This is a genomic window from Porphyromonadaceae bacterium W3.11 (assembly GCA_030434245.1).
Lineage (GTDB): Bacteria > Bacteroidota > Bacteroidia > Bacteroidales > Porphyromonadaceae > Porphyromonas_A.
In genome coordinates, this window is the sequence record JAUISX010000007.1 from 17,976 (window position 1) to 38,296 (window position 20,321).

The window sequence follows — 20,321 nt, forward strand, 5'->3', positions numbered from 1 at the left end:
TTATTTTGTTAGTTCTTCTCTCTTTTCTCTTGTGCCAGCTGACGGATAGCTACTTCAATGTCACCACCCAATTGCTCTGCTCGTTTCATTACCTCAACCTTTTCCAACTCCTCAGTTGTATAAGTGAGGTACTCCTCCATGGAGACCTCTGTCGCATAGACTGCTGATTGTACACCACCAAGACCAATCCAAACCTCTTTATATAGTCGGTTGGGGTCGTTGTTCATGTTGATGGAGAGAATCTGTCCTTTCTCTTTCTCCGAAAGCCCAAGCATCTCTTGAATACCATCAAACTTGGTCATGTACTTACGCTGGTCGAGGAGTATCTTGCAGTCTGAGTTGTTGATTATACTCTCTTTGACGATGGGAGATTGAATGATGTCATCCACCTCCTGTGTTACCACAATGGCTTCTCCATAGAACTTTCGTACTGTCTTGTAGAGGTACTTGATGTAGTCTGCCATGCTAGCACTGGCAATTGCTTTCCAAGCCTCCTCTATGAGAATCATCTTGCGGATGCCCTTCAGTCGTCTCATCTTATTGATGAATGCCTCCATGATGATGATGGTTACCACAGGGAAGAGGTCTTTATTATCCTTCACTGCGTCAATTTCAAAGACGATAAATCGCTTGGAGAGCAAATCAATGTTCTTATCCGAATTGAGCAGGAAGTCGTACCGACCGCCCTTGTAGTATTGCTTGAGCGTGGTCAAAAGGTTGTCCACATTAAAGTCCTCACGGGTCACCTTGATGTCTCTCTGATTCAACTCCTCTCGATAGCTGTCTCGTAGGAACTCGTAGAAGCCATTGAAGCATGGGGTATGATTAGGAGACACCTTGATATATTCAATGTAAGCATTGACAGCTGAACCTAACTCGCCAGCCTCTGTTTTAGTAATCCGCTCATCAGAACTCTTCCATAGGGTCAGCAATAAGGTGCTAATACTCTCACGCTTCTCTACATCGAAGACGTTGTCATCGGTGTAGAAGGGATTAAAAGAGATAGGATGCTCATCGGTATAGGTGAAATAAATCCCATCCTTGCCTTTGGTCTTCTGGTGTATCAATGTACATAGCCCTTGATAAGAGTTACCCGTATCCACCAAGAGCACATGCGCCCCTTGCTCGTAGTACTGTCGTACCATATGATTGGTAAAAAATGATTTCCCGCTTCCAGATGGTCCGAGGATGAACTTATTGCGGTTGGTGGTAATCCCTTTCTTCATCGGGAGATCTGAGATATCTAAGTGGATGGGCTTACCCGACAAGCGGTCGGCCATCTTTATCCCAAAGGGAGATAGAGAGTCTTTGTAATTGGTCTCTGCAGTGAAGAAGCAGAGAGCAGGCTCTATGAAGGTATAGAAACTTTCCTCGCTTGGGAAGTCTGCACTATTACCAGGCATACCTGCCCAGTAGAGGGTGGCGGTATCTATGGTATTGTGTCGTGGCTTGCACTCCATAAGAGCGAGAGCGGAGCCTACGTCATTCTTGATATGACGCAGCTCCTCGGGGTCATCACTCCAAGCGAATCCCAGCTTGGGTGCGAGTGATCTGCTCTTTTTCTGCCAATTCTGCCACTCTTGGGTCGTGCAGGTAGCACTTCGCCTCAATACCCATTCGGCTTAATGCTCCCTTTCGGATGCCTGATACCACCATAGTTACGTCAGTGATGATATGCCTTACATTCTTAGATACAAAGGCTTCGTGTAATTTTTCTACCGCCCCCGAATCTACCTTTACTACTTGCTCCATTTCGAAGTCGGCAGTAGTGTGGATGGCATGCAGGAGAGCCCATTTTTTGCCCAATGGGATCTCTTTGTTTTGAAGCTCCCTCTCAATAGTCTTAAAGCTACGGATCATGATGTCCTGCCCCACTTTTTCAGATTCCTTCCCCACCGTACCATAATATCCGCGAGGCGTAATGAATTTTCCATCCACGAATTTACTTTGGGAATTGCCTATCAGCACTATGGTGAACATATCAGCCACTTCAGGATCAAATTCGCTAAGTGTAGTAAGTGTGATCTCTTGTTCCTCTCGGCCTGCCTGGCGTACGATGCCTACAGGGGTCTTTGCCGAACGCTCCATAAGGAAAAGCTCCTGTAATCGATAAAGTTGCCAAAATCGGCCATGGCTCTTGGGATTATAAATCGCCGTAACGAAATCTGCCTGAGCTGCAGCGATTATTCTCCTTTCAATCTTGTCCCAAGGGGTTAAGAGATCGGAGAGGGAGATGATGCAGAAGTCGTGCCCAATAGGTGCTCCAAGGAGTGAAGCTGCTTTTTGGAACGCACTGATGCCCGGAAGTACTTCTACATCAATGTCGCTTCCTCGCTCCTCTAGCATCTCGTATATGAGCGGTGCCATTCCATAGATACCTGCATCACCAGAGCTGATGACACATACCGTCTTGCCCTTCTCGGCGTGAATAAATGCCTCCTCAGCTCTCTGACGCTCTTTCTTCATCCCCGTATCGATACACTCTGCATCCATTCGGATGGCGTCTGAAATAAACTGGAAGTAATATTTGTATCCTACGATTACATCTGAAGTGGCTACAGCTTCTTTAACCGCAGGTGTAATATCTTCTTTGGATCCCGGACCAATCCCGGCAACGATGATTTTTCCTATAGACATATTGTTGTGTAATGAAATGGTTTTTACAAATAATCCCTAAGGTACTATCCCCCTTAATGGCAAAGTTATCAAATTTCAATGAGAAATCTCATCAAAAACCTGAATATTGCATTTAATTGAAGTTTTTATTACTTTTGGATTAATCTTTATGGAGTTCTGTGCGTCATAGTATCAGAAAATGGATATAAACCAATTTACTTTGAGTTATGAAAAGTTTGAATAAAATCGGTTTTTTCCTGTTGCTCACGTTGATGTTGAGTAGCTGTGGAATGGATGGGAGAGGAATTTTTGATCCTCATCCTACACGTAGAGGAAGAGTAATCATCACGGATCGAAGGTATGATGATCGAAGGTATGATAATCGAAGGTATGATTCGAGACGCCAAAGTTTATCGGGATCGGAATTTTCTAGACTGTACTACCGGTTAAGGATGACTTCTTCATCTAATTCTAGAAGAAGAATCATTAGGGAGATACCTAATTATATAACACTGTCTAGAAGCCAAGCATCAGATATTCTTTATTTAGAGCGTAATGAGAAGGAAGCTATTAAGTTGTATAAGGAGATAGTGCCTCATTTTAGAAATAGAAGCGATGCGGAAAGTGTAGCCAGCTCTTTTATGAATCGTAAATATCGCGAAGAGGCATTTAAGATAGCACAACGGGTGCCAAGATATTCTTATGGAGGGTATTCGTACCCGTCTCGAAATAGATGGTAATGTTTTGTTGATTAATTGTTTTTAATGTGTTGTTGTGGAGTGGTCATCCTATATCTAATATTTAGATATTTGATGCCACTCTTTTTTTGATCTAAATCCATCGGATTGAGGTGTTTTTTGGGGAGGCGTCCTCTATGTTGCCGATGATGGAGGCATAAGGGAATCCCGAATGGTGAAGGTCATTGAGCACTTCTTGGCTCTTTTCGGGAGCGACGCTCATCAGGAGTCCACCAGAGGTTTGGGCATCACCTATGAGGTAATTGATGGATGGATTGGTGTGGCGAAGGAGTTTATCACCTACATAGCGGAGATTACGAAAGGCAGCTCCAGGGATACAACCATTCTCCAACAGCTCGAGGGTGCCAGGCAATACCGGCAGGGCATCAGCATCCAATTGGAGGACTACCTTAGAGGCTTCGGCTAGTTCTAATCCATGTCCAATTAATCCAAAGCCGGTTACATCAGTGGCCCCCTTGATACCATATCGCTGCATGACCTCCATCCCCTTTTGATTCAATTGACACATGGATTGGAGTGCCTTATCATAATCCTCGGGCTTTGTCAGCCCCAACCGATGTCCTGCAATGAGGGTACCTACCCCTAGTGGCTTCGTTAGGATTAATTGGTCGCCCACTATTGCACCGCTATTTGTGATGATGGCATCGGGATGAATCGTGCCGACCACTGCTAGGCCGTATTGTGGGGTGTTATCCTCAATCGTGTGCCCACCTACCGTAAAAGCTCCGCACTCATCTATCGCACTCTGTCCACCCATAAGGATTTGTTTCATGCCTTCTAGGGGCAGGCGGGAGGAGGGGTAATGCATCAAATTGAGGGATAGAAGTGGAGTGCCTCCCATGGCAAAAATATCGCTGAGGGCATTGGTGGCAGCGATCCTACCAAATGTGTAGGGATCGGAAACCATTGGGGGAAAGAAGTCGGTGGTGAAGATAAGCGCTAGATCTTCACGGAGTTTGTACACCCCCGCATCATCGTGAGTAGAGGTGCCCACCAGTAATTCGGGTGAGATGGGGAGCTTAATATCAGAGAGGAGGGCCTCCAGCTCGGCGGGATCCACTTTGGCTGAGCATCCACCGTAGGAACATTCTTGTAATAGGTCTATACTGTTCATATTTATAAATCATTCATCTGGAGCGGACATGTATATTAGATCTTCCCGCTCGGGAGGGAGCAGGGCTTCAACCTCCGTGCGAAGCTCACGAGAGAAGCGGAGGCACATACCGCATTGCTCATAGAGCTCTCGAGGTGTATTAATCACCTCGTGGGGTATGTCTTTGACGTACTTTTCCCCCTGTATGAAACCTCTCGTGGTGGCAAAGACCACAATAAAATGTTTATCGGTGTAGTTCATAAAGGGCTGAATACAATTGATCCAAGTATTCTGGAGGAGTAAGAGCAGAGATAGAGATGCGAGTAGTGCCTAGGGGCATCGTTCCGATGGTTTTGTGGGCCAGAGGAGCACAATGGAGTCCGCTTCGACTAGAGATACGATACTGTAGAAGCAGAAGGTCTCCCAATTGTGATGGTGGGTACTTTTCCGAACAGATGGAGTAAACTGGTCCTTGGCACTCTGGGGAAGATGCTGAAAACACGTTTATCCCACTGATTGACCTAACCCTAGTGATGTGCTCTTGCCACATTTCCTTTGTGATCAATGAAGGGTGGGGCTTTGATAAGGCTGCGTACCAAGCTACCAAACCGAGCAGATTCATCGTGCCAGCCTCGAATCGATCGGGCATAAATGGGGAGATCTCTTGTAGTTCTGAACGGTAACCATTGCCTCCTCTTACCACAGGTGTAAGGGCATCGGGATGAGCGATAAAGAGAGCTCCTGTGCCAGTAGGACCAAGGCTCCCTTTGTGCCCTGTGATGGCGATAAAATCGGGTAGGGTGGATAGGGGAGGGATATATGGGAATGCTTGTGAAGCATCTAGCAGAATCTGGCACCTAGGTGCGAAGTCCCTGAGGAGCTGGATGATGTGTGCCATGGGTTGGATCACACCATTAACATTGCTCATCCCATTGAGGATTGCTAAGCGGAGGGGTGTTGATTTTGGATGATTAGTCAATAGCTCCTCCAAAAGATGGAGATCGACCATACCATCCTTGTGATGAGGCATCGTGAGGGGGGCTTTGGCCTGAAGTTTGGCATACAAGGGGCGAGTAACGGCATTGTGCTCCATTGGTGAGATCACTACCTCATCCGCCTGAAGAGGAGGCAATCCATTCAGCACTCGATTGATGCCATCGGTAGCATTGTGCGTAAAGATGATATGGCTCCCCAATCTGTCTGCTCCAATCATTGTCGCCAGAAGGTCTCGCAAATCCTCAATGATACCCGAAGTTTGGATAGTATGAGGATCGCCACTCCTACCATACGAACCAATGGTGTGGTCGTAGAAGTGGGAGAGCGTATGAATTACTTCCACAGGTTTTGGATAACTTGTGGAGGCATTGTCGAGATATATGGTCTCTTCGGGAGTGAGCATTTGGGGAGATTAGGGCTTGATAATCTTCTCTGCACTAGATAGATGCTCGTATATGGAGAGCATATTGGTGATCTGTCCAAGGGCTAATTCGCTCTTGATGCCAAAGTAATCTACGCAAGTGCCACAGAGGATTATTTTTACACCTTTCTTTTCGAGTTCGAGCAACTTCTCTGATGTGGTAGTACCCCTCAGAGCAAGCTGAACGCCCGAATTGTAGCAGATGATTTCTTTGGGAAGGGCATCACTACCTAGGAGTGCATTGAGGAATGCTAGAATGAGTACTTCGCCAAGTTCGTCAGAGCCTTGTCCCATTTTGTTGCTAGATAATTGTATGGTGGCACCTCTGGATGATGGAGTAGAGGTAATTGAAGGAGTAGAATTAGTAGTCTGTGGAGTGATGTGGCTATTGGGAGTAACCTCAATCGAGAGGGATGTGTAACCTTCCATCTGCACCTCAGTACATCCATATCCGTGGTCGTGGATGAAGTCCTTCAGGTTGCCACAAGAGGTGGGGTTGTCGGTGAGTACAGTGAAATGTGTTTCAGCAGGATTTGCTGCCATACCCTGCTTTAGCATAATGAGAGGTAGTGGACAGAGCTTGCCTCGAGTGTCTATTTCTACGGACATAATAATCTTAGTATTTGAAAAATAAATTTCCTTATTTGATGCAAATGTACAAAAAACAACTTACCTTTGTTTGGTAAACCAAAGGATTATGACGGATAAATCTGAAATATTGATAGACGTTCGTACCCCCAGTGAGTACCAAAAAGCCCATATCCCAGGTGCTTTGAATCTGCCACTTTTTTCCGATGAGGAGCGTGCTGCGGTAGGGACTACCTACGTGAAAGTGTCGCGTGAGGAAGCGATACTAGAAGGATTAGAATACGTGGGTCCTAGAATGAGTGATATGGTTCGGCAGGTGGTGGAGTGGCGGAATCAATATCAAGCCGAAAGGGTGCAATTCTATTGTGCGAGAGGTGGAATGAGAAGTGCTTCCGTGGCGTGGTTGATGGGGTTTTATGGAATGACAGCATCGATCTTGCCAGGAGGCTTCAAGCAATACAAAGCTCAATTACCTCAATTGTGCCGGAAGATCGAACAGTTGATTTTACTTGAAGCTCCTACTGGGAGCGGTAAGACCCTAGTGCTGAAGGCCTTGGAGGAGCAAGGGGCACAGGTGATCGACCTTGAGGGGATGGCTCAGCACCATGGTTCGGCGTTTGGGGCGTTACCGCATTTAGATGCTCAACGCTCCAATGAGATGATTTCATGCCTTATCATCGAGACGCTATTATCCTTCGACCTTACTCAGCCTATATTCGTAGAATCGGAAAGTAAAAAAATAGGTTCCAGAGAGGTGCCAGAGCCCTTCTTTGAACTAATGAAAGAGGCCAAGCGAATAGAGCTGGAAACCCCCTTGGACTTGCGAATCCAGCTCATCCTGAAGGAGTACGGCAACCTTGATACCGAGTATTTACTCTCGGCATTTGAGAAGATAAGAAAGCGCTTGGGAGGTGAAGCATGCGATACCGCTAAAGATGCGGTCATAAGAGGAGATCTAGCCACAGGGGTGAGTATCGCCTTGAAATACTACGATAAAGCTTACGCCTTATCTGGCTCCGAATTATGGAGCGACCAAATCCTTGGATACGTCCCATTCAATGGTGATGCCTCCACTTCCGCCACAGAGATTATGAAGCTTGTAGGAGATTGACGTACATTCATTTTGGGAATGATAGAAAAGACGGTATCTTTGTGATTGAAAATAAATAGCGATGAATTATCCTAATTCGTGAAACAAATGGAAAGACAAACCCAACTAAATATCATTAAGATGGTGCACCGTGAAGTGTTGCCTGCTACGGGGTGCACAGAGCCGGTAGCTGTAGCTCTCACTACAGCGTATGCAGCACATCAGCTTACGGGCAACATCACTTCTGTTCGCTTAGATCTAAGTGCCAATATTCTAAAGAATGCCATGGGAGTAGGCATCCCAGGTACAGGGATGATCGGCTTGCCCATAGCGATAGCCCTCGGTGCTGTGATTGCGGCACCGGAGAAAGAGCTGACTGTGTTGGATCATTTTACAGATGAGCAGTTCGCTAAAGCGAGGCAGCTGATGGAGGATAATATCATCAAGATAGCCCTAAAGGAGGGTGATGTAGATAAGCTTTATATCGAAGCCACCTTGGTAGATGATGCTGGGCATACGGCGATAGCGATTATCGAGCGTGCCCATACAGCATTGAAGTCCTTGACCCTTGATGGAAAGGTAATAGAATTGAAAACAAGTACTTCGCCTACAGATGCTGAGAGTACGACTAATCCCAATGAAGGCCCCGAGGTTCCATTGACATTTGATATGGTCTATGATTTTGCTACTCAAATGCCCATTGAGGAGATTGATTTTATATTAGAAGCTGCTCGACTCAATAGTAATGCAGCAGAGTACTCCCTAAAAGGCGAATATGGTCATAGAGTGGGGAAAATGATTCGTGGCTCATTAGGCAAAAAATATTTAGGGGATACTACTTATACCCGTTTGCTCTCCTATACGAGTGCTGCTTGTGATGCTCGAATGGATGGTGCTCCAGTAACCGTGATGAGTAATTCTGGTAGCGGTAATCAAGGCATTACAGCTACATTGCCAGTTTTGAGTTTTGCTGAGGATGAGAAAGTATCGGAGGAGCAAAAGATACGTGCACTGATGCTCAGTAATCTAATGGTGATTTACATCAAGCAGAAGCTCGGTCGTCTCTCGGCTCTTTGTGGATGTGTGGTGGCCTCTACAGGAAGTGCGAGTGGTATCACTTACCTTATGGGGGGGAGTCGTGAGCAGATTGGCTACGCCATTAAGAATATGGTGGGTAATCTCACTGGGATGATTTGTGATGGAGCAAAACCCAGCTGTAGCCTAAAGGTTACAAGTGGAGTAAGCTCCGCAATGTTATCGTCTCTATTAGCGATGGAGCAGAAGGTGGTTACTAGCAACGAAGGAGTGGTAGATGATGATATCGACCGAAGCATTGATAACCTCACTAGCATTGGCCGTGATGCGATGACTGAGACCGATAAACACGTGCTACATATCATGACCCATAAAATGAATTAGTGTAGTACTCCCCTCTTTAGGCAATGGGGTTGGTGTTTTTTCTTTCACTGTAACTTACATTCTTATCCTCCTTATTATTGATGTCGACTTAGCCCAGCGGGACGCTGAGCTGAGGGCTGCTCAAAGGCTTGAGCAGTTTTTTCCTTAATCACCCTCATCCACCCAGTAATCTTGCTCGGGGGTTGACTTCGTATCGCTTCGCTAAACTATGTATCGTCTCCTCTCCTCTCAAACCAGCGAAAACAACTTGTACCTAAACTATATTTACTTCTTCGTCCAGTAAATCTATCCCTCTGCCCCCTGAATTTGACTTTAAATGCTTTAGTTGTTCTCAAATATACTACCCTAGCAGTTGTCTAGTTTAAGGGGAGTAGTATAAGCTTTTGAATATTCATTTTCGAGTAGGAGATCTCTATCAAATTGTTACTACTCTTCAATAAACGCTAAAAAGCAAGGTGTAAATATCAATTTTTATAGAAATTCATTATTTTACAAGTTTTTTTCGCTTGGTCTTTTTTTTAATTCGAGAAGTTGGAGTATATTACCCTGGAATACAAGAAAGGAGTTGGTTTTTATTGTTTAATAAAAGGATAAGTGGTATAGAAGATCCATTTTGTTAGTCAATCTCTATTTCTTGTGGCGAATTGGTTGTTCGCACTTTGGCGAACCTGCTCAGATTCGTCGTAACAATTTAACATTTAATAATTTAAGAAACATTACAATTATGAGAAAAATCAGACTTTTGTCCGTGTTTTGGGCAAGTTCACTTTTGCTTTTATTGGGGCTTGCAAGCTGTGTTCCTAATAAGGATGTGAGTGATGGAAAAGAAGAAATCACATTGAATCTTGATAAAGAGGAGATTACTCTTGCCAATAGTGGCGGTCAAGAAAAAATCAGCGTGAATACCAATAGTTCGCAATGGGATTTCTACGTAAATACAAATGAAAGTTGGCTTCAAGTTTCCAAGGAAGGAAATGAGCTACTTGTATCGGTGGCTGCAAACCCCAATATGGAAAAGCGTACCGCTACTTTGGTTGTTTTTGCAGGAGGTGCCAGTGAGAAACTTAGCATCACTCAGTCCAGCGCCGATTTGGTATTTTCATTCTCTGAGGATGATAGCCTAGAGCTCCCTTCCCAAGGAGGTCTTAAGTTGGTGGAAATTAAATCCAATAGTAAATCATGGAAATTAAGTCCTTTGGATGCTTCTATTGATTGGCTCACTGTGAAGGGTGGTGATAATAGTGAGGTTTTTGTGCTAGAAGCAAAGCCTAATAGCAGTTTTGATGTCCGTACAGCTTCAATCGAGGTAGAGCTCAGTAATGGTGCTAAAAAGCTAATGACGATTAACCAATTGGGTCAGGCAAAATTTTTACTTCCATTTGATCAAGAGTGGAGAGAATATTCTGAGTATAACCTGATTAAGTATGAGCAAAAGAGAGGCTCTATCATGAATCAGTATATGTTCCCTCAAGTTGATACTTGGGGCGAAGCTACTCCTGGCAAGATTGTATTTAGCACCTCCAGTAGTGTGATGCCACTCATCATCTATACCACATCCTTTAATGACCCAAAATATGGGCAGGCTGTATTGAAGCTGATGTATGCCGATCCTGAGAATAGGGTAGAGGTTGAAGAGTATGCTAAATTTTTAACTGACAATAACTTTGTAGAAATCAGTCCGTCAAGTACTCCAGAAAAGACCCGAAATTTTGCTAGAATAGATGAAAAGGCAATCGTTATTATAGACTTTGACCCTGCCCACGCTGATTATGCTCTAGTAGGTTTTGTGCCTATTTATCCTCAGGAGCAGGAATATGCTACATTCCCAGCATTGCCAAGAGGAGCAAATGGAAAAGTATATGATCTTCTCAACAAAGAAGATAAAAAAATAGAAGATGTATTGGCATTAGAGGAGGCAACTGGAGGTATCGAAGATGGTAGAGTATCAAATCAATTTGATGAGACTCAGGTGGCAAAAATTCTCTTTAATGAATCGCCTGTAAAGCCTGAGGACGAAGATATGAGACTCTATAGCTTTTATGTTTCTAGTTCTAAGAAAAACTTCCCTGATGAATACTTGGGATCTGTAAATGAAATCTTATTCTTCTTCAAGAATTACACACAGGCGGTGTACTTAAAACCAAAGAATAGTGGATGGGATACTACTAATGAGTTTTATGAACTCCTCGAAAAAGAAGGTTATCGTTATCAGGGAAAAAATGGAGAAACTCAGCTCTATATAAAGAGAGTCGATCCTGAGATTGTTGAGGTTCTTCACGTTACCTATGACCAAGATGAACAAATCCTTGGAGGTCATGGACGTGCCGAGATTGGCTATTTCCAATTCTTTGATAATACTATAGAGGTTAAGTCATCTCCAAATAAGCTTAGCTCATTAAAGTATCAATTCAAGCTGAATAAAGAAGGCGAATATAGCTTGAAAGAGGTTCGCTAATCTTTATTGCAAGGGTTTTACTATAACTTTAAATGAAATTCTAAATGAAAAATAATATAATCCATTGGAGTACGCTCTTTTGTCTACTGGTCATCTTGGCTAGCTGTAAAAAGAGTACTACTGATGAGGTGATTGACCCCAATACTATTGAGGTATCTGCAGAAAGTATTTCATTAGGAAAAATGGATACCGAAGCTGAGGTGACAGTTACTACATCAGCAAAAGAGTGGGATGCCTTCTTTTCTCCAGAAGTTACATGGGCATCTATCAAAAAGGATGGTGATAAAATACTTGTTCACTCAGAGCCTAATCTAACTGCTGAGGCTAGAAACACCGCAATCGTGGTGATGTCTCAGGGTGCGATGAAAAAGATTTCTGTGACTCAGAGCAGTGCAGATGCTGTCCTTAACGTGAGCGACACAGAGGTACATGCCCCTATCTCAGGAGGACTACTGTCTATAGAAATAAATACGAATACCAAAAATTGGGGCTTGAAAGCTCTACCAGAAGGGTGTGACTGGGTAGATGCGAAAGCTGATCGAAAGGCAAAGCTGATATTTCTTCAGGTAGCGCCTAATGAAAGTACATCTCCTAGAGAAGTGACCTTAGGCGTTGCGATGGATGGTGCTGACAAAGAGCTTTCCATTAAGATTATTCAAGCGAGTCAGCTGTCATATCCAATCCCTTTTGCTAAGAATCTACGAGTCTTTGATTCTGGTGCAATCATTAAACATGGGGTTGAAAATGGATACATCCTTGGATTTTACCAACCCTCTGAAGAAACTTGGTTAGGACCTTCAGACCATGTCTTTTTCTTCCTAACTGGGCTCAAAAAGACCCCGAGCATCACTTATACTAAGGGTGCAAAACACCCTCTAGCATACGAAAAGGCAGAAGTGCCTATTGAAGATGCAGCTGAGTTATTAAAAGGTGGTGAGTATAGAAAGTTTTTGGAGGCAAATGGCTTTAAGGAAAGGCACGACTCCACTGAAGATAATCCAAAACTTGAGAATGAGGATGGTTCACTATGGTTGAATCTTAAGAAGGTGAAAGATAAATTTGACTCTGATAAGATTATCGGGTACGTCGCAGAGTTTGTACCTCAGTTTATTCAAGAGCAAGCTTATGAAACATTCCCTCAAGTGCCTCTAGGTCCAGATGGATTGATGGATATGCTCAATAGCCCAAAATACCATTGGAGTGATGTTAAGAAATATGAGGAGGAGCGCGAAAGCAATGTCTTATTGCAGGTATTGTGTAAGGATGCTGACCCAAATAAGGAGTACTATAAAAATCCTGAAGAAATGCTCCAGATATTCTATAAGACTAAGAAGGCTGATAAGTATCAGGAGGATTATCGCGGTTCGCTGTACAATGTAACCTTCGTGGATAAGTATGAGGAGCACAATGTAGCTCCAGAGTTTATCCAGTCCATGACTAAGTTGCAGCTCTGCTTTGTTGACTATACACTGGGTGTATTCCTTGTGGATAAAAACATGTATAAGGTCACAAGAGAATTTAATGAGTTGCTGGTGAATAATGGATTTAAGTATCTTGGGATGAGACCAGAAGGAATTATGTATGTTAGACCTTCTGATAATCTACAGCTTGCTGTTCAAATGGTGCTGGGTGATACTGCAAGAGGCATATTTGAAGGCAATGACAAGGTGATGCTACTTACATTTACTCGCCCTGAAGCTAGTATAGAAGCTGCAGCTGCTAAGGATGATCAAATGTTTTACGAGGCTGCAATGCGTGGTGAATATGTAGAACGTCATCACCTCAAGGATGTGCTAAATTCAAAGCATACCTTCGAACCGATGAAAAAACTAATGAAATTTTGATGCTGATTATGAATAAAAGAGTGAATATATATACCCTATTACTTATTCTATCCTTGATGATTCTCCAAGGCTGTACTCAGCATAGAGAGGATGTGATAGATCATAGCGAGGGTACTACAATAGATGGTAAAAAAGAGTTCGCCAACCTTACAGAGGATGAGGAGATAGCTCTTAGGGCAAATAACATCCATAAAGGAACCCTCATCGTGAAGCTTTCAGAAGATGGATTACGAAGCTTGAATCCTGATAAGGATACTCCTGAAGTGCTGAACTTAAGAAGTTTTCAGGGTGAGACTCAAGCAGCTCTAAGAAGTATCGGGGCTAAGAAGATGACTCGACTATTCCCACATGGGGGTAGATTTGAAGAGCGTATGAGGAAAGAGGGACTTGACCGATGGATGATTCTTGACTTTGATGAAGAGCAAGGATTGCCAGAGACGAGAGCTTTGATTGGCGATTTTGAGGACTTTGAGTACGTAGAGTTTTCTTACGTTCAAACTCTTCCTACCACAAAGGCGGTGCCCGTATCGGCTGCTGAATTGGTAAATACTGAGGGTACTAATGCGAAGAGACCCTTTGATGACCCATTGCTGAAGCTCCAATGGCACTATTACAATGATGGCAGTCGCTTAAACTCAAAACCAAGAGCTGATATCAATCTTTTCGACGCATGGAAGGTAGAGAGTGGCTCTCCTAAGGTCAAGGTGTGCGTGGTAGATGGAGGTATTGATTTGACTCATGAAGACCTTGCAGCTAATGTTGATGCTGAAAATAGTTTCAATTTCGTTCGTGACAAAAATGGGGAGTATTACGGAAAGGATGTCTTCCCAGATGAGGATGGTCACGGTACACACGTAGCAGGTACAGTGGCTGCGGTGAATAATAATGGAATTGGTGTGTCGGGAGTAGCAGGTGGTAATGGTACTCCTGGAACTGGTATCAAACTGATTAGTGCTCAGGTATATGGCTATTCAGGTCAAGTCCTACCTCCATCATCTATAGGTATCGTGCATGGTGCAAATCATGGTGCAGTGATTAGCCAAAACTCATGGGGATATAGATATCCTGGTCCACGTGAATTATTAGCACACGATAAAGAGGCGATTGATTACTTTATCAAGCATGCTGGTTGTGACAATGAAGGTAATCAATTGCCAGACTCTCCTATGAAGGGAGGAGTAGTCATTTTTGCTGCTGGAAACGACTATGTGCAGTATGAAGCTTCACCCGCACTCTATTCGGAAGTCGTTGCTGTTTCATCAATGGCGATTGACTTTACAAAGTCTGAATTTACCAACTATGGTACTTGGGTAGATATCATGGCTCCAGGTGGTGACCAACAGAGGTTTGGCGAACTTGGGGGTGTCTTAAGTACATTGCCTAAAAATAAGTATGGATTCATGCAGGGTACCTCAATGGCTTGTCCTCATGTTTCTGGAATTGCAGCTTTGGTGGTATCAAAATATGGCGGACAGGGCTTTACTAATAATGATCTCAAGAAGATGCTGACTACAGCTCTTCGTCCGTATGATATTTATGCTCTTAACCATCCTAATTATCAAGGAATGTTGGGAGTGGGTTACATTGATGCCGCAAGGGCATTGGATGAGATGCAACCTAATAATGTAGCTCCTGAAGCTCCAACTTCGGTAGACGTAAAGGTTGATTTTTCATTCGTCCAAATGAGTTGGAATCCTTCCGTTGATAAGGATGCCCATGGCGGAATTGCTCAGTTCTATGAACTGTATATCTCTAAGGATGAAATTAAGGATGTGACATCTTTAGATCCTAAAACTGCTATTAAGGTGTTTGGAGAGAATCTTGAAAAGGGTAAGGTGGCTCATTCGATACCGGATTTGGCGAATGATCAGACTTATTATTATGCTCTTCGTGCTGTGGATAGGTGGGGTGCAATATCTAATTTTGTACAAGGTGAATTCCGAACAAGCAAGAATGAAGCTCCTGAGATTATTAGCGGTATGAGTGAAACTCCATGGATTCTCCCAAGTAATTCTAAATTGGATTTTGATTTAAAAATTAAGGACCCAGAAGGACATTCTTGGTATTTTGAGAAGGATGGTAACCTTAAAGGTGTAGTGATTAATCGTACATCTCCAGAGACCATTCATGTGACCATTTACCCAGAGCAACCAGAGGGAGATTATACCTTTACGATTAGGCTTATTGATCAGTATCAAAGGACAAAAGAGTATCCAATCACTTTTAGTGTCATTAAGTATGAAGATCCACAATTTATTTTTGATGCCAAGGAGATTGTTATTGGGCTTAATGATAAGGATTTCAAGGTTAATCTACTCGACAAAGTACATGTAACTAAGGGTATTAATCCTACATTTAAGGTGTCCCATTCAAATTCAGAGTTAGATGCTCAGATAGAAGCTGGCGAATTAATTTTGAATCCTAAGGCTAAGGGTATATTCCCAATAAATCTTGTATGCAACGATGGATTTGCAAGCTCAAAAATTACATTGAAGGTATTGGTGGTAGAGGATTCTGAGGCGATCGTTAATATTATTTATCCTGTCCCTGTTAAGACTAATCTTAATGTGGTACTTAATAGAGATATAAAATCTGCAACCTTTGTGGTATCATCCTTAAGAGGTGAGATACTTATTCGAGAAGAGAAAAACTCAGGAATGGGTAATAAAGTGTCTCTGGATGTACATAAATTGACACAAGGTACCTATACATTGACTGTGATGACCTCTAAGGGTCAATATCGCACATCATTCCTCAAACATTAATGATTAATATTGATAATGATTTATAAGATGAAAATAAAATATATGCTATCGATAGTGCTTTCAATGGTGGCACTATCAGGACTTTCTCAGGTTGGTCGTCCTATACCTGTCCTTCAGGGTAACCCCGACGCTCGGTCGGCTGCCATGGGAGGTGTGATGGGTGCAAAAACTGACCGTATGTATCTATTCGTGAGTCCAGGTTCGATATTTTTTCAGGATAAAAAGCTTCAAGTAGATTTGAGCTCAGAATTTTTCCCTAAGCTCGAGGGGATTGAAGGTCGAACTATGCAGTATAATTTTGCAGGAGCATACAATTTTGGTACCGATGCAGTATTCCTTGGATATAGGTATCAAGGTGGCACAAGGATTCCTTTGATTAGCGAGGGTATGGATAATAAGGAATTAATAGTCAAGCCCTTTGATTGGTCTCTTGATGCTGGATATGCGAAGAAGTTAGGAGATAACTTCTCTATCCATGCGTCTGCCAATTTAATTGCTTCATGGATAGGAAAGGGAGCATACACAGGTTCAATCACATTCGGATGGTATTATCAGAATGAAAAAAAGCTCGGGCGTACCCCAGCTATATTTAGCTTTGGAATGAGGTTAGCTGATTTGGGAGTTCCTGTCAAGTATAAATCTGTAGAGAATAGCATCGCAGTACCTTCTTCATTGCAAATTGGTAGTGGGCTGGATATGCAGCTTTCTGCTAAGAGCCAATTGAATTTTGTAGGAGGTGCCCGCTATTTCGTACTACCAAAGGAGGCTTCGATGCTCTTATTGGGTGTAGGTACAGAGTATGGCTTCAATGATATGCTCTTTGCCCGTGCGGGATTTGAGTATGGCCAGAGGTCGCAGTCCTTTGGTACATTTGGATTGGGGGCCAAATACCAAGGCTTCCATCTGGATGCAGCCTACAGATTATCTACATCTAGGGATTTCGGGCTAAATACGTTACTCATTTCCTTAGGATACAGTTTCTAAAGATTTGATTTTAATTATTGCTGTCCGGTAAAGTTTTATCGGGTATAAAAGTTAGGGGCTGTTTTCCATAATTGGAAATCAGCCCCTATTGTCTTATCTTTAGTGTTCCAAAACAAATATAAGACATGAGCAAAAGTACATATTTTACCGGACAGCCGGTATTCGCACAAGTGTTAAAGTTGATAGATAGGGCAAAGGTCGAGCAAATAAGTAAAGACACGCCAGGTAGTGAAGTGTATGTCAAGAAGTTAGACGGATATACCCACCTGGTAACCATGCTCTTCGGGGGTTCTTCGTCATTATGACTCATTGCGGGAATTGGAGATTGGTCTGAAAGCAGAAGTCCATAAATTTCAGCACCTTGGAATAGACTATGTGGCGAAGCGTAATACTCTTTCAGAAGCGAATATGCGACGACCTCAAGAGTTCTTCGCACAGGTGTATGCTTACCTTCTGGAGCGTTACAAGCGATTTTTAGCGGACAGCCGAGCAAAAAGAGAAGAAAAGGATTGGGAGAGAATGCTATACCTGATGGACTCCACCACTATAACTCTCTTTGACAATATTTTAAAAGGTGTGGGCAGACACCCTAAGAGTGGCAAAAAGAAGGGAGGAATGAAAGTTCATACCCTCTTAAAGTCCCAAGTGGGTGTGCCTATGGTCGTCCAGCTGACGAGTGCAGCCAAGCATGACCATTATCTGCTCAAGGAAGTTCATCTGCCCAAAGACAGCGTACTAGCGATGGACAGAGCATACATAGACTATGCCCAGTTCCAGCGACTTACAGAGGAGGGTGTCTGCTACGTCACGAAGATGAAGAAAAACCTCCGTTACACGGTACTTTCATCGGTTATCAGTGTCAATGAGTATGGGTTGGCAGAATGCAGGGATGAACGTATTCTCTTCGAAAAAGGGGAGTTAAAGCACGAATCTAGAAGGGTAGAGATCTGGAGCAAGGGGGCGAAGAAGTCTGTGGTACTTCTCACCAACAATTTTGAGCTCTCCACAGAGGATATTGCAGAGATTTATCGTAGAAGGTGGGCCATTGAGACCCTTTATAAGCAGTTGAAGCAGAACTTTCCGCTCCACTTCTTCTATGGAGATAGCGTCAATGCCATCCAAATACAGACTTGGGTGGTGCTGATTGCCAACCTCCTCTCTACCATCATACAGCGTATGATTAAAAGGCACTGCTCTTTCTCACAAATCGTCGCCATGTTGCGTATCACACTCATGTACTACACCGATTTCCTCGGATTTATGGAGAATCCAAACAAAGAAGAGCAAATTATCATGGCAGAACGGGCTAATTCGCCACCCCAATACCCTCTTTTTCCCGAGCTGTAACAAAGGGGGGGGCTTGCTTTTTCAGTTTTAAAAGCAAACCCCCGATATTACTATGCTATCTAACCTTCAAAAGGTCATTTTAAACTTTTACCGGACAGCAATATTTCCTTATTGACCGTGAATTGTGTTCGCTTCTCAAACACATTCAATGCGAGAAACCTTTTCTGATGATACTGTCCCCAAAAAGTGTGTAAGTCCCAAGAATGTTATCTTTGAAAAGTTAAAAACAAAAGATAAACAAGAAGATGAGACTTACACAAATGCAATTTAAGGAAATTCTATCAAACGTGATGACAGAGCCAAATGGAGTTGGTCGTTTAATGGAGTTAATCATCGAAATAGCGATGCAAGGGGAGAGGGAACTGTATAAAGAAGATAGTGGCGATGTGAGCAATGGATACCGCCCCCGTCGCATCTTTGCGAGTGGTAATATGCTAGAATTACGAGTACCCCGAACTCGGCAGCAGGGCTTCATGCCCTTGATTTTAGGCGTTCTCAAAGATCAAGAGAAAGAGATGGGAGAACTAGCAGGTTATCTATATAGCTGCGGTAATACGATGGAGGATATCTCTGGAGTATTCGAGCGTTTGTATGGTAAACGTTATAGTACGAGTCAAATCAATCGTCTCTCCTTATCAACCCAAGAAGCAGTAGAAGAGTGGCGTCAAAGACGTCTACCGAGGACTTTAGAGGCACTTGTTATCGATGCTACATATCTTCCTGTACGGAGAGGAGAAAGTGTGAGCAAGGAGGCATTCTTTGTGGTGATGAGTTTAGATAGCGAAGGACGTCGAGACATCGTTGGTGTCTATAATAATCCAACAGAGGGGAGTGGTATCTGGGGAGAGTTTTTTGAGGACCTAAAAAGCAGAGGATTAGAGGAGGTGGGATTGATTATTTCAGATGGTCTGAATAACATTGAAGAGGTTGCTCGAGAGCACTTTACAGAAGTAGACGTACAGCTTTGTACCGTTCATTTACAGCGAGAAATAACTCGAAAGATACGCCCTCGAGATAAGTCAGCCATCGCAAGTGATCTACAGGAGGTCTTTAGTAAAGACGGCTCAAGAAGCTCACCTTTAGATGGCCTAGAGAGCTTTAAAAACTTTGCGTTCAGATGGCGTAAGAGCTATCCTTTTCTCACAAAAATAGCTAACGGTCAGAGGATAGAGTATTACTTCACATACCTAAAATACGACGTCAGTGTTCGCAAGTACATTCATAGTACTAACTGGATAGAACGCTTCAATAGACAGGTAAAGAAAGGGGCTCGATATAAATGTGCATTACCTAGCGTAGAATCCGCTCTACACTTGATAGGTAGTATTGCAATCAATGCAACCTATCTGAAGAAAAGAATAGGAGATCTAACTCTTGGACTTAGGAAGAACAATGAAAAGTAAATAACAACAATGTGCTTTATTTTCCAACACAAAGATATCAACCTAAAAGAATACGGCAAGGCGGTGTCTCCGCGGTGCTACGACAGCCTTGCCTTAATTCTTTATTGGTCTATCTTTAATGTTTATGGAAAACAAAGCGAAAAAATATGTAGGTTTGCTTTTCAGAGACGCATTCTGGCGTACACACTTTTGGGGACACTACCTTTCTGATACTCGGAAAAGTCTGCTTTTCTTTGAGTAACACTTCTCTTCAATTGAGGGGTCTTCTTTGTTTTCTCTTGAGCTATGGCATCAACACCTACTTCATCCTCCACTTCCTCTGGTATCCCAGTAGGAATCATGGAATCCTCTATTCCTTCCTCAATGCTCAATGAAGAATTTACTGAGTCTTGTTGTTCATCTTGATATTTGAAAAACACTTCATTAGGCGGGTCAAAAAATGGGCTCTTATCAGTCGTGTGAGGACTACTACCCATCTCTCCCATTTCCTTCAATTTCCTTTCCAATAGAGCATCTCTTTCTTCTTTGATTGTTCCCATAAA

General features: G+C 43.1%; 15 protein-coding genes and 2 pseudogenes. 10 read left to right on the plus strand and 7 right to left on the minus strand.

The window, feature by feature from the left end:
- Positions 1 to 8: 8 nt before the first annotated feature.
- Together QYZ87_10685 and cobJ are read right to left on the minus strand one after the other, a co-directional pair.
- Positions 9 to 1,526 (minus strand): annotated as a pseudogene (locus tag QYZ87_10685) (TraG family conjugative transposon ATPase).
- Positions 1,522 to 2,637: pseudogene (cobJ, locus tag QYZ87_10690) on the minus strand (precorrin-3B C(17)-methyltransferase). The pseudogenes QYZ87_10685 and cobJ overlap by 5 nt, the downstream one beginning before the upstream one ends.
- A 206-nt stretch (positions 2,638 to 2,843) precedes the next feature.
- On the opposite strand from cobJ, the gene QYZ87_10695 reads away from it, so the two are divergent.
- Positions 2,844 to 3,356, plus strand: coding sequence for a hypothetical protein (locus QYZ87_10695; GenBank protein ID MDN4754973.1), 513 nt, complete (start codon positions 2,844 to 2,846; stop codon positions 3,354 to 3,356).
- Positions 3,357 to 3,447: 91 nt separating this feature from the next.
- Here the strand turns inward: QYZ87_10695 and selD are convergent, their stop codons facing one another.
- The 4 genes from selD to yedF are packed head-to-tail and all read right to left on the minus strand — an operon-like array spanning position 3,448 to position 6,493.
- Positions 3,448 to 4,488, minus strand: a complete 1,041-nt coding sequence (gene selD / locus QYZ87_10700) for a selenide, water dikinase SelD (protein ID MDN4754974.1) — start codon at positions 4,486 to 4,488, stop codon at positions 3,448 to 3,450.
- A 9-nt stretch (positions 4,489 to 4,497) separates the two neighbouring features.
- On the minus strand, positions 4,498 to 4,728 hold the full coding sequence (locus QYZ87_10705; protein MDN4754975.1) for a DUF3343 domain-containing protein: 231 nt from the start codon (positions 4,726 to 4,728) through the stop codon (positions 4,498 to 4,500).
- Positions 4,712 to 5,866, minus strand: coding sequence for an aminotransferase class V-fold PLP-dependent enzyme (locus QYZ87_10710; GenBank protein ID MDN4754976.1), 1,155 nt, complete (start codon positions 5,864 to 5,866; stop codon positions 4,712 to 4,714). Before QYZ87_10710 ends, QYZ87_10705 begins: the two co-directional genes overlap by 17 nt.
- A gap of 9 nt (positions 5,867 to 5,875) precedes the next feature.
- Positions 5,876 to 6,493 carry a sulfurtransferase-like selenium metabolism protein YedF gene (gene yedF, locus QYZ87_10715; protein ID MDN4754977.1) on the minus strand — a complete coding sequence of 206 codons (618 nt, stop codon included), beginning with the start codon at positions 6,491 to 6,493 and terminating at the stop codon, positions 5,876 to 5,878.
- An 88-nt stretch (positions 6,494 to 6,581) separates the two neighbouring features.
- Here yedF and mnmH point away from each other — a divergent pair, with 88 nt between their 5' ends.
- The 9 genes from mnmH (at position 6,582) to QYZ87_10760 (ending at position 19,779) form a co-directional block, all read left to right on the plus strand.
- Positions 6,582 to 7,583: a tRNA 2-selenouridine(34) synthase MnmH gene (gene mnmH / locus QYZ87_10720; GenBank protein ID MDN4754978.1), complete on the plus strand. Its 1,002-nt coding sequence runs from the start codon at positions 6,582 to 6,584 to the stop codon at positions 7,581 to 7,583.
- 87 nt (positions 7,584 to 7,670) lie between these two features.
- A complete protein-coding gene (locus QYZ87_10725) occupies positions 7,671 to 8,981 on the plus strand; it encodes an L-serine ammonia-lyase, iron-sulfur-dependent, subunit alpha (protein ID MDN4754979.1) in 1,311 nt (436 codons plus the stop codon).
- Positions 8,982 to 9,705: 724 nt separating this feature from the next.
- Positions 9,706 to 11,436, plus strand: coding sequence for a BACON domain-containing protein (locus QYZ87_10730; protein ID MDN4754980.1), 1,731 nt, complete (start codon positions 9,706 to 9,708; stop codon positions 11,434 to 11,436).
- A gap of 44 nt (positions 11,437 to 11,480) precedes the next feature.
- Positions 11,481 to 13,280: a hypothetical protein gene (locus tag QYZ87_10735; protein ID MDN4754981.1), complete on the plus strand. Its 1,800-nt coding sequence runs from the start codon at positions 11,481 to 11,483 to the stop codon at positions 13,278 to 13,280.
- An 8-nt stretch (positions 13,281 to 13,288) separates the two neighbouring features.
- Entirely contained in the window at positions 13,289 to 16,045 is a 2,757-nt protein-coding gene (locus QYZ87_10740; protein MDN4754982.1) for a S8 family serine peptidase, read from the plus strand.
- Positions 16,046 to 16,072: 27 nt separating this feature from the next.
- Positions 16,073 to 17,029, plus strand: a complete 957-nt coding sequence (locus QYZ87_10745; protein MDN4754983.1) for a PorV/PorQ family protein — start codon at positions 16,073 to 16,075, stop codon at positions 17,027 to 17,029.
- Positions 17,030 to 17,154: 125 nt separating this feature from the next.
- The gene (locus QYZ87_10750; protein ID MDN4754984.1) at positions 17,155 to 17,334 is read left to right on the plus strand and encodes a DUF4372 domain-containing protein; all 180 of its coding nucleotides are present in this window, start codon (positions 17,155 to 17,157) and stop codon (positions 17,332 to 17,334) included.
- Between the two features lie 4 nt (positions 17,335 to 17,338).
- Positions 17,339 to 18,376 (plus strand): IS4 family transposase, encoded by a 1,038-nt coding sequence (locus QYZ87_10755; protein MDN4754985.1) that lies wholly within the window; start codon positions 17,339 to 17,341, stop codon positions 18,374 to 18,376.
- A gap of 260 nt (positions 18,377 to 18,636) precedes the next feature.
- Positions 18,637 to 19,779, plus strand: a complete 1,143-nt coding sequence (locus tag QYZ87_10760) for an IS256 family transposase (protein MDN4754986.1) — start codon at positions 18,637 to 18,639, stop codon at positions 19,777 to 19,779.
- Positions 19,780 to 19,940: 161 nt separating this feature from the next.
- Here the strand turns inward: QYZ87_10760 and QYZ87_10765 are convergent, their stop codons facing one another.
- Positions 19,941 to 20,318, minus strand: coding sequence for a hypothetical protein (locus tag QYZ87_10765; GenBank protein MDN4754987.1), 378 nt, complete (start codon positions 20,316 to 20,318; stop codon positions 19,941 to 19,943).
- Between the last annotated feature and the right edge of the window lie 3 nt (positions 20,319 to 20,321).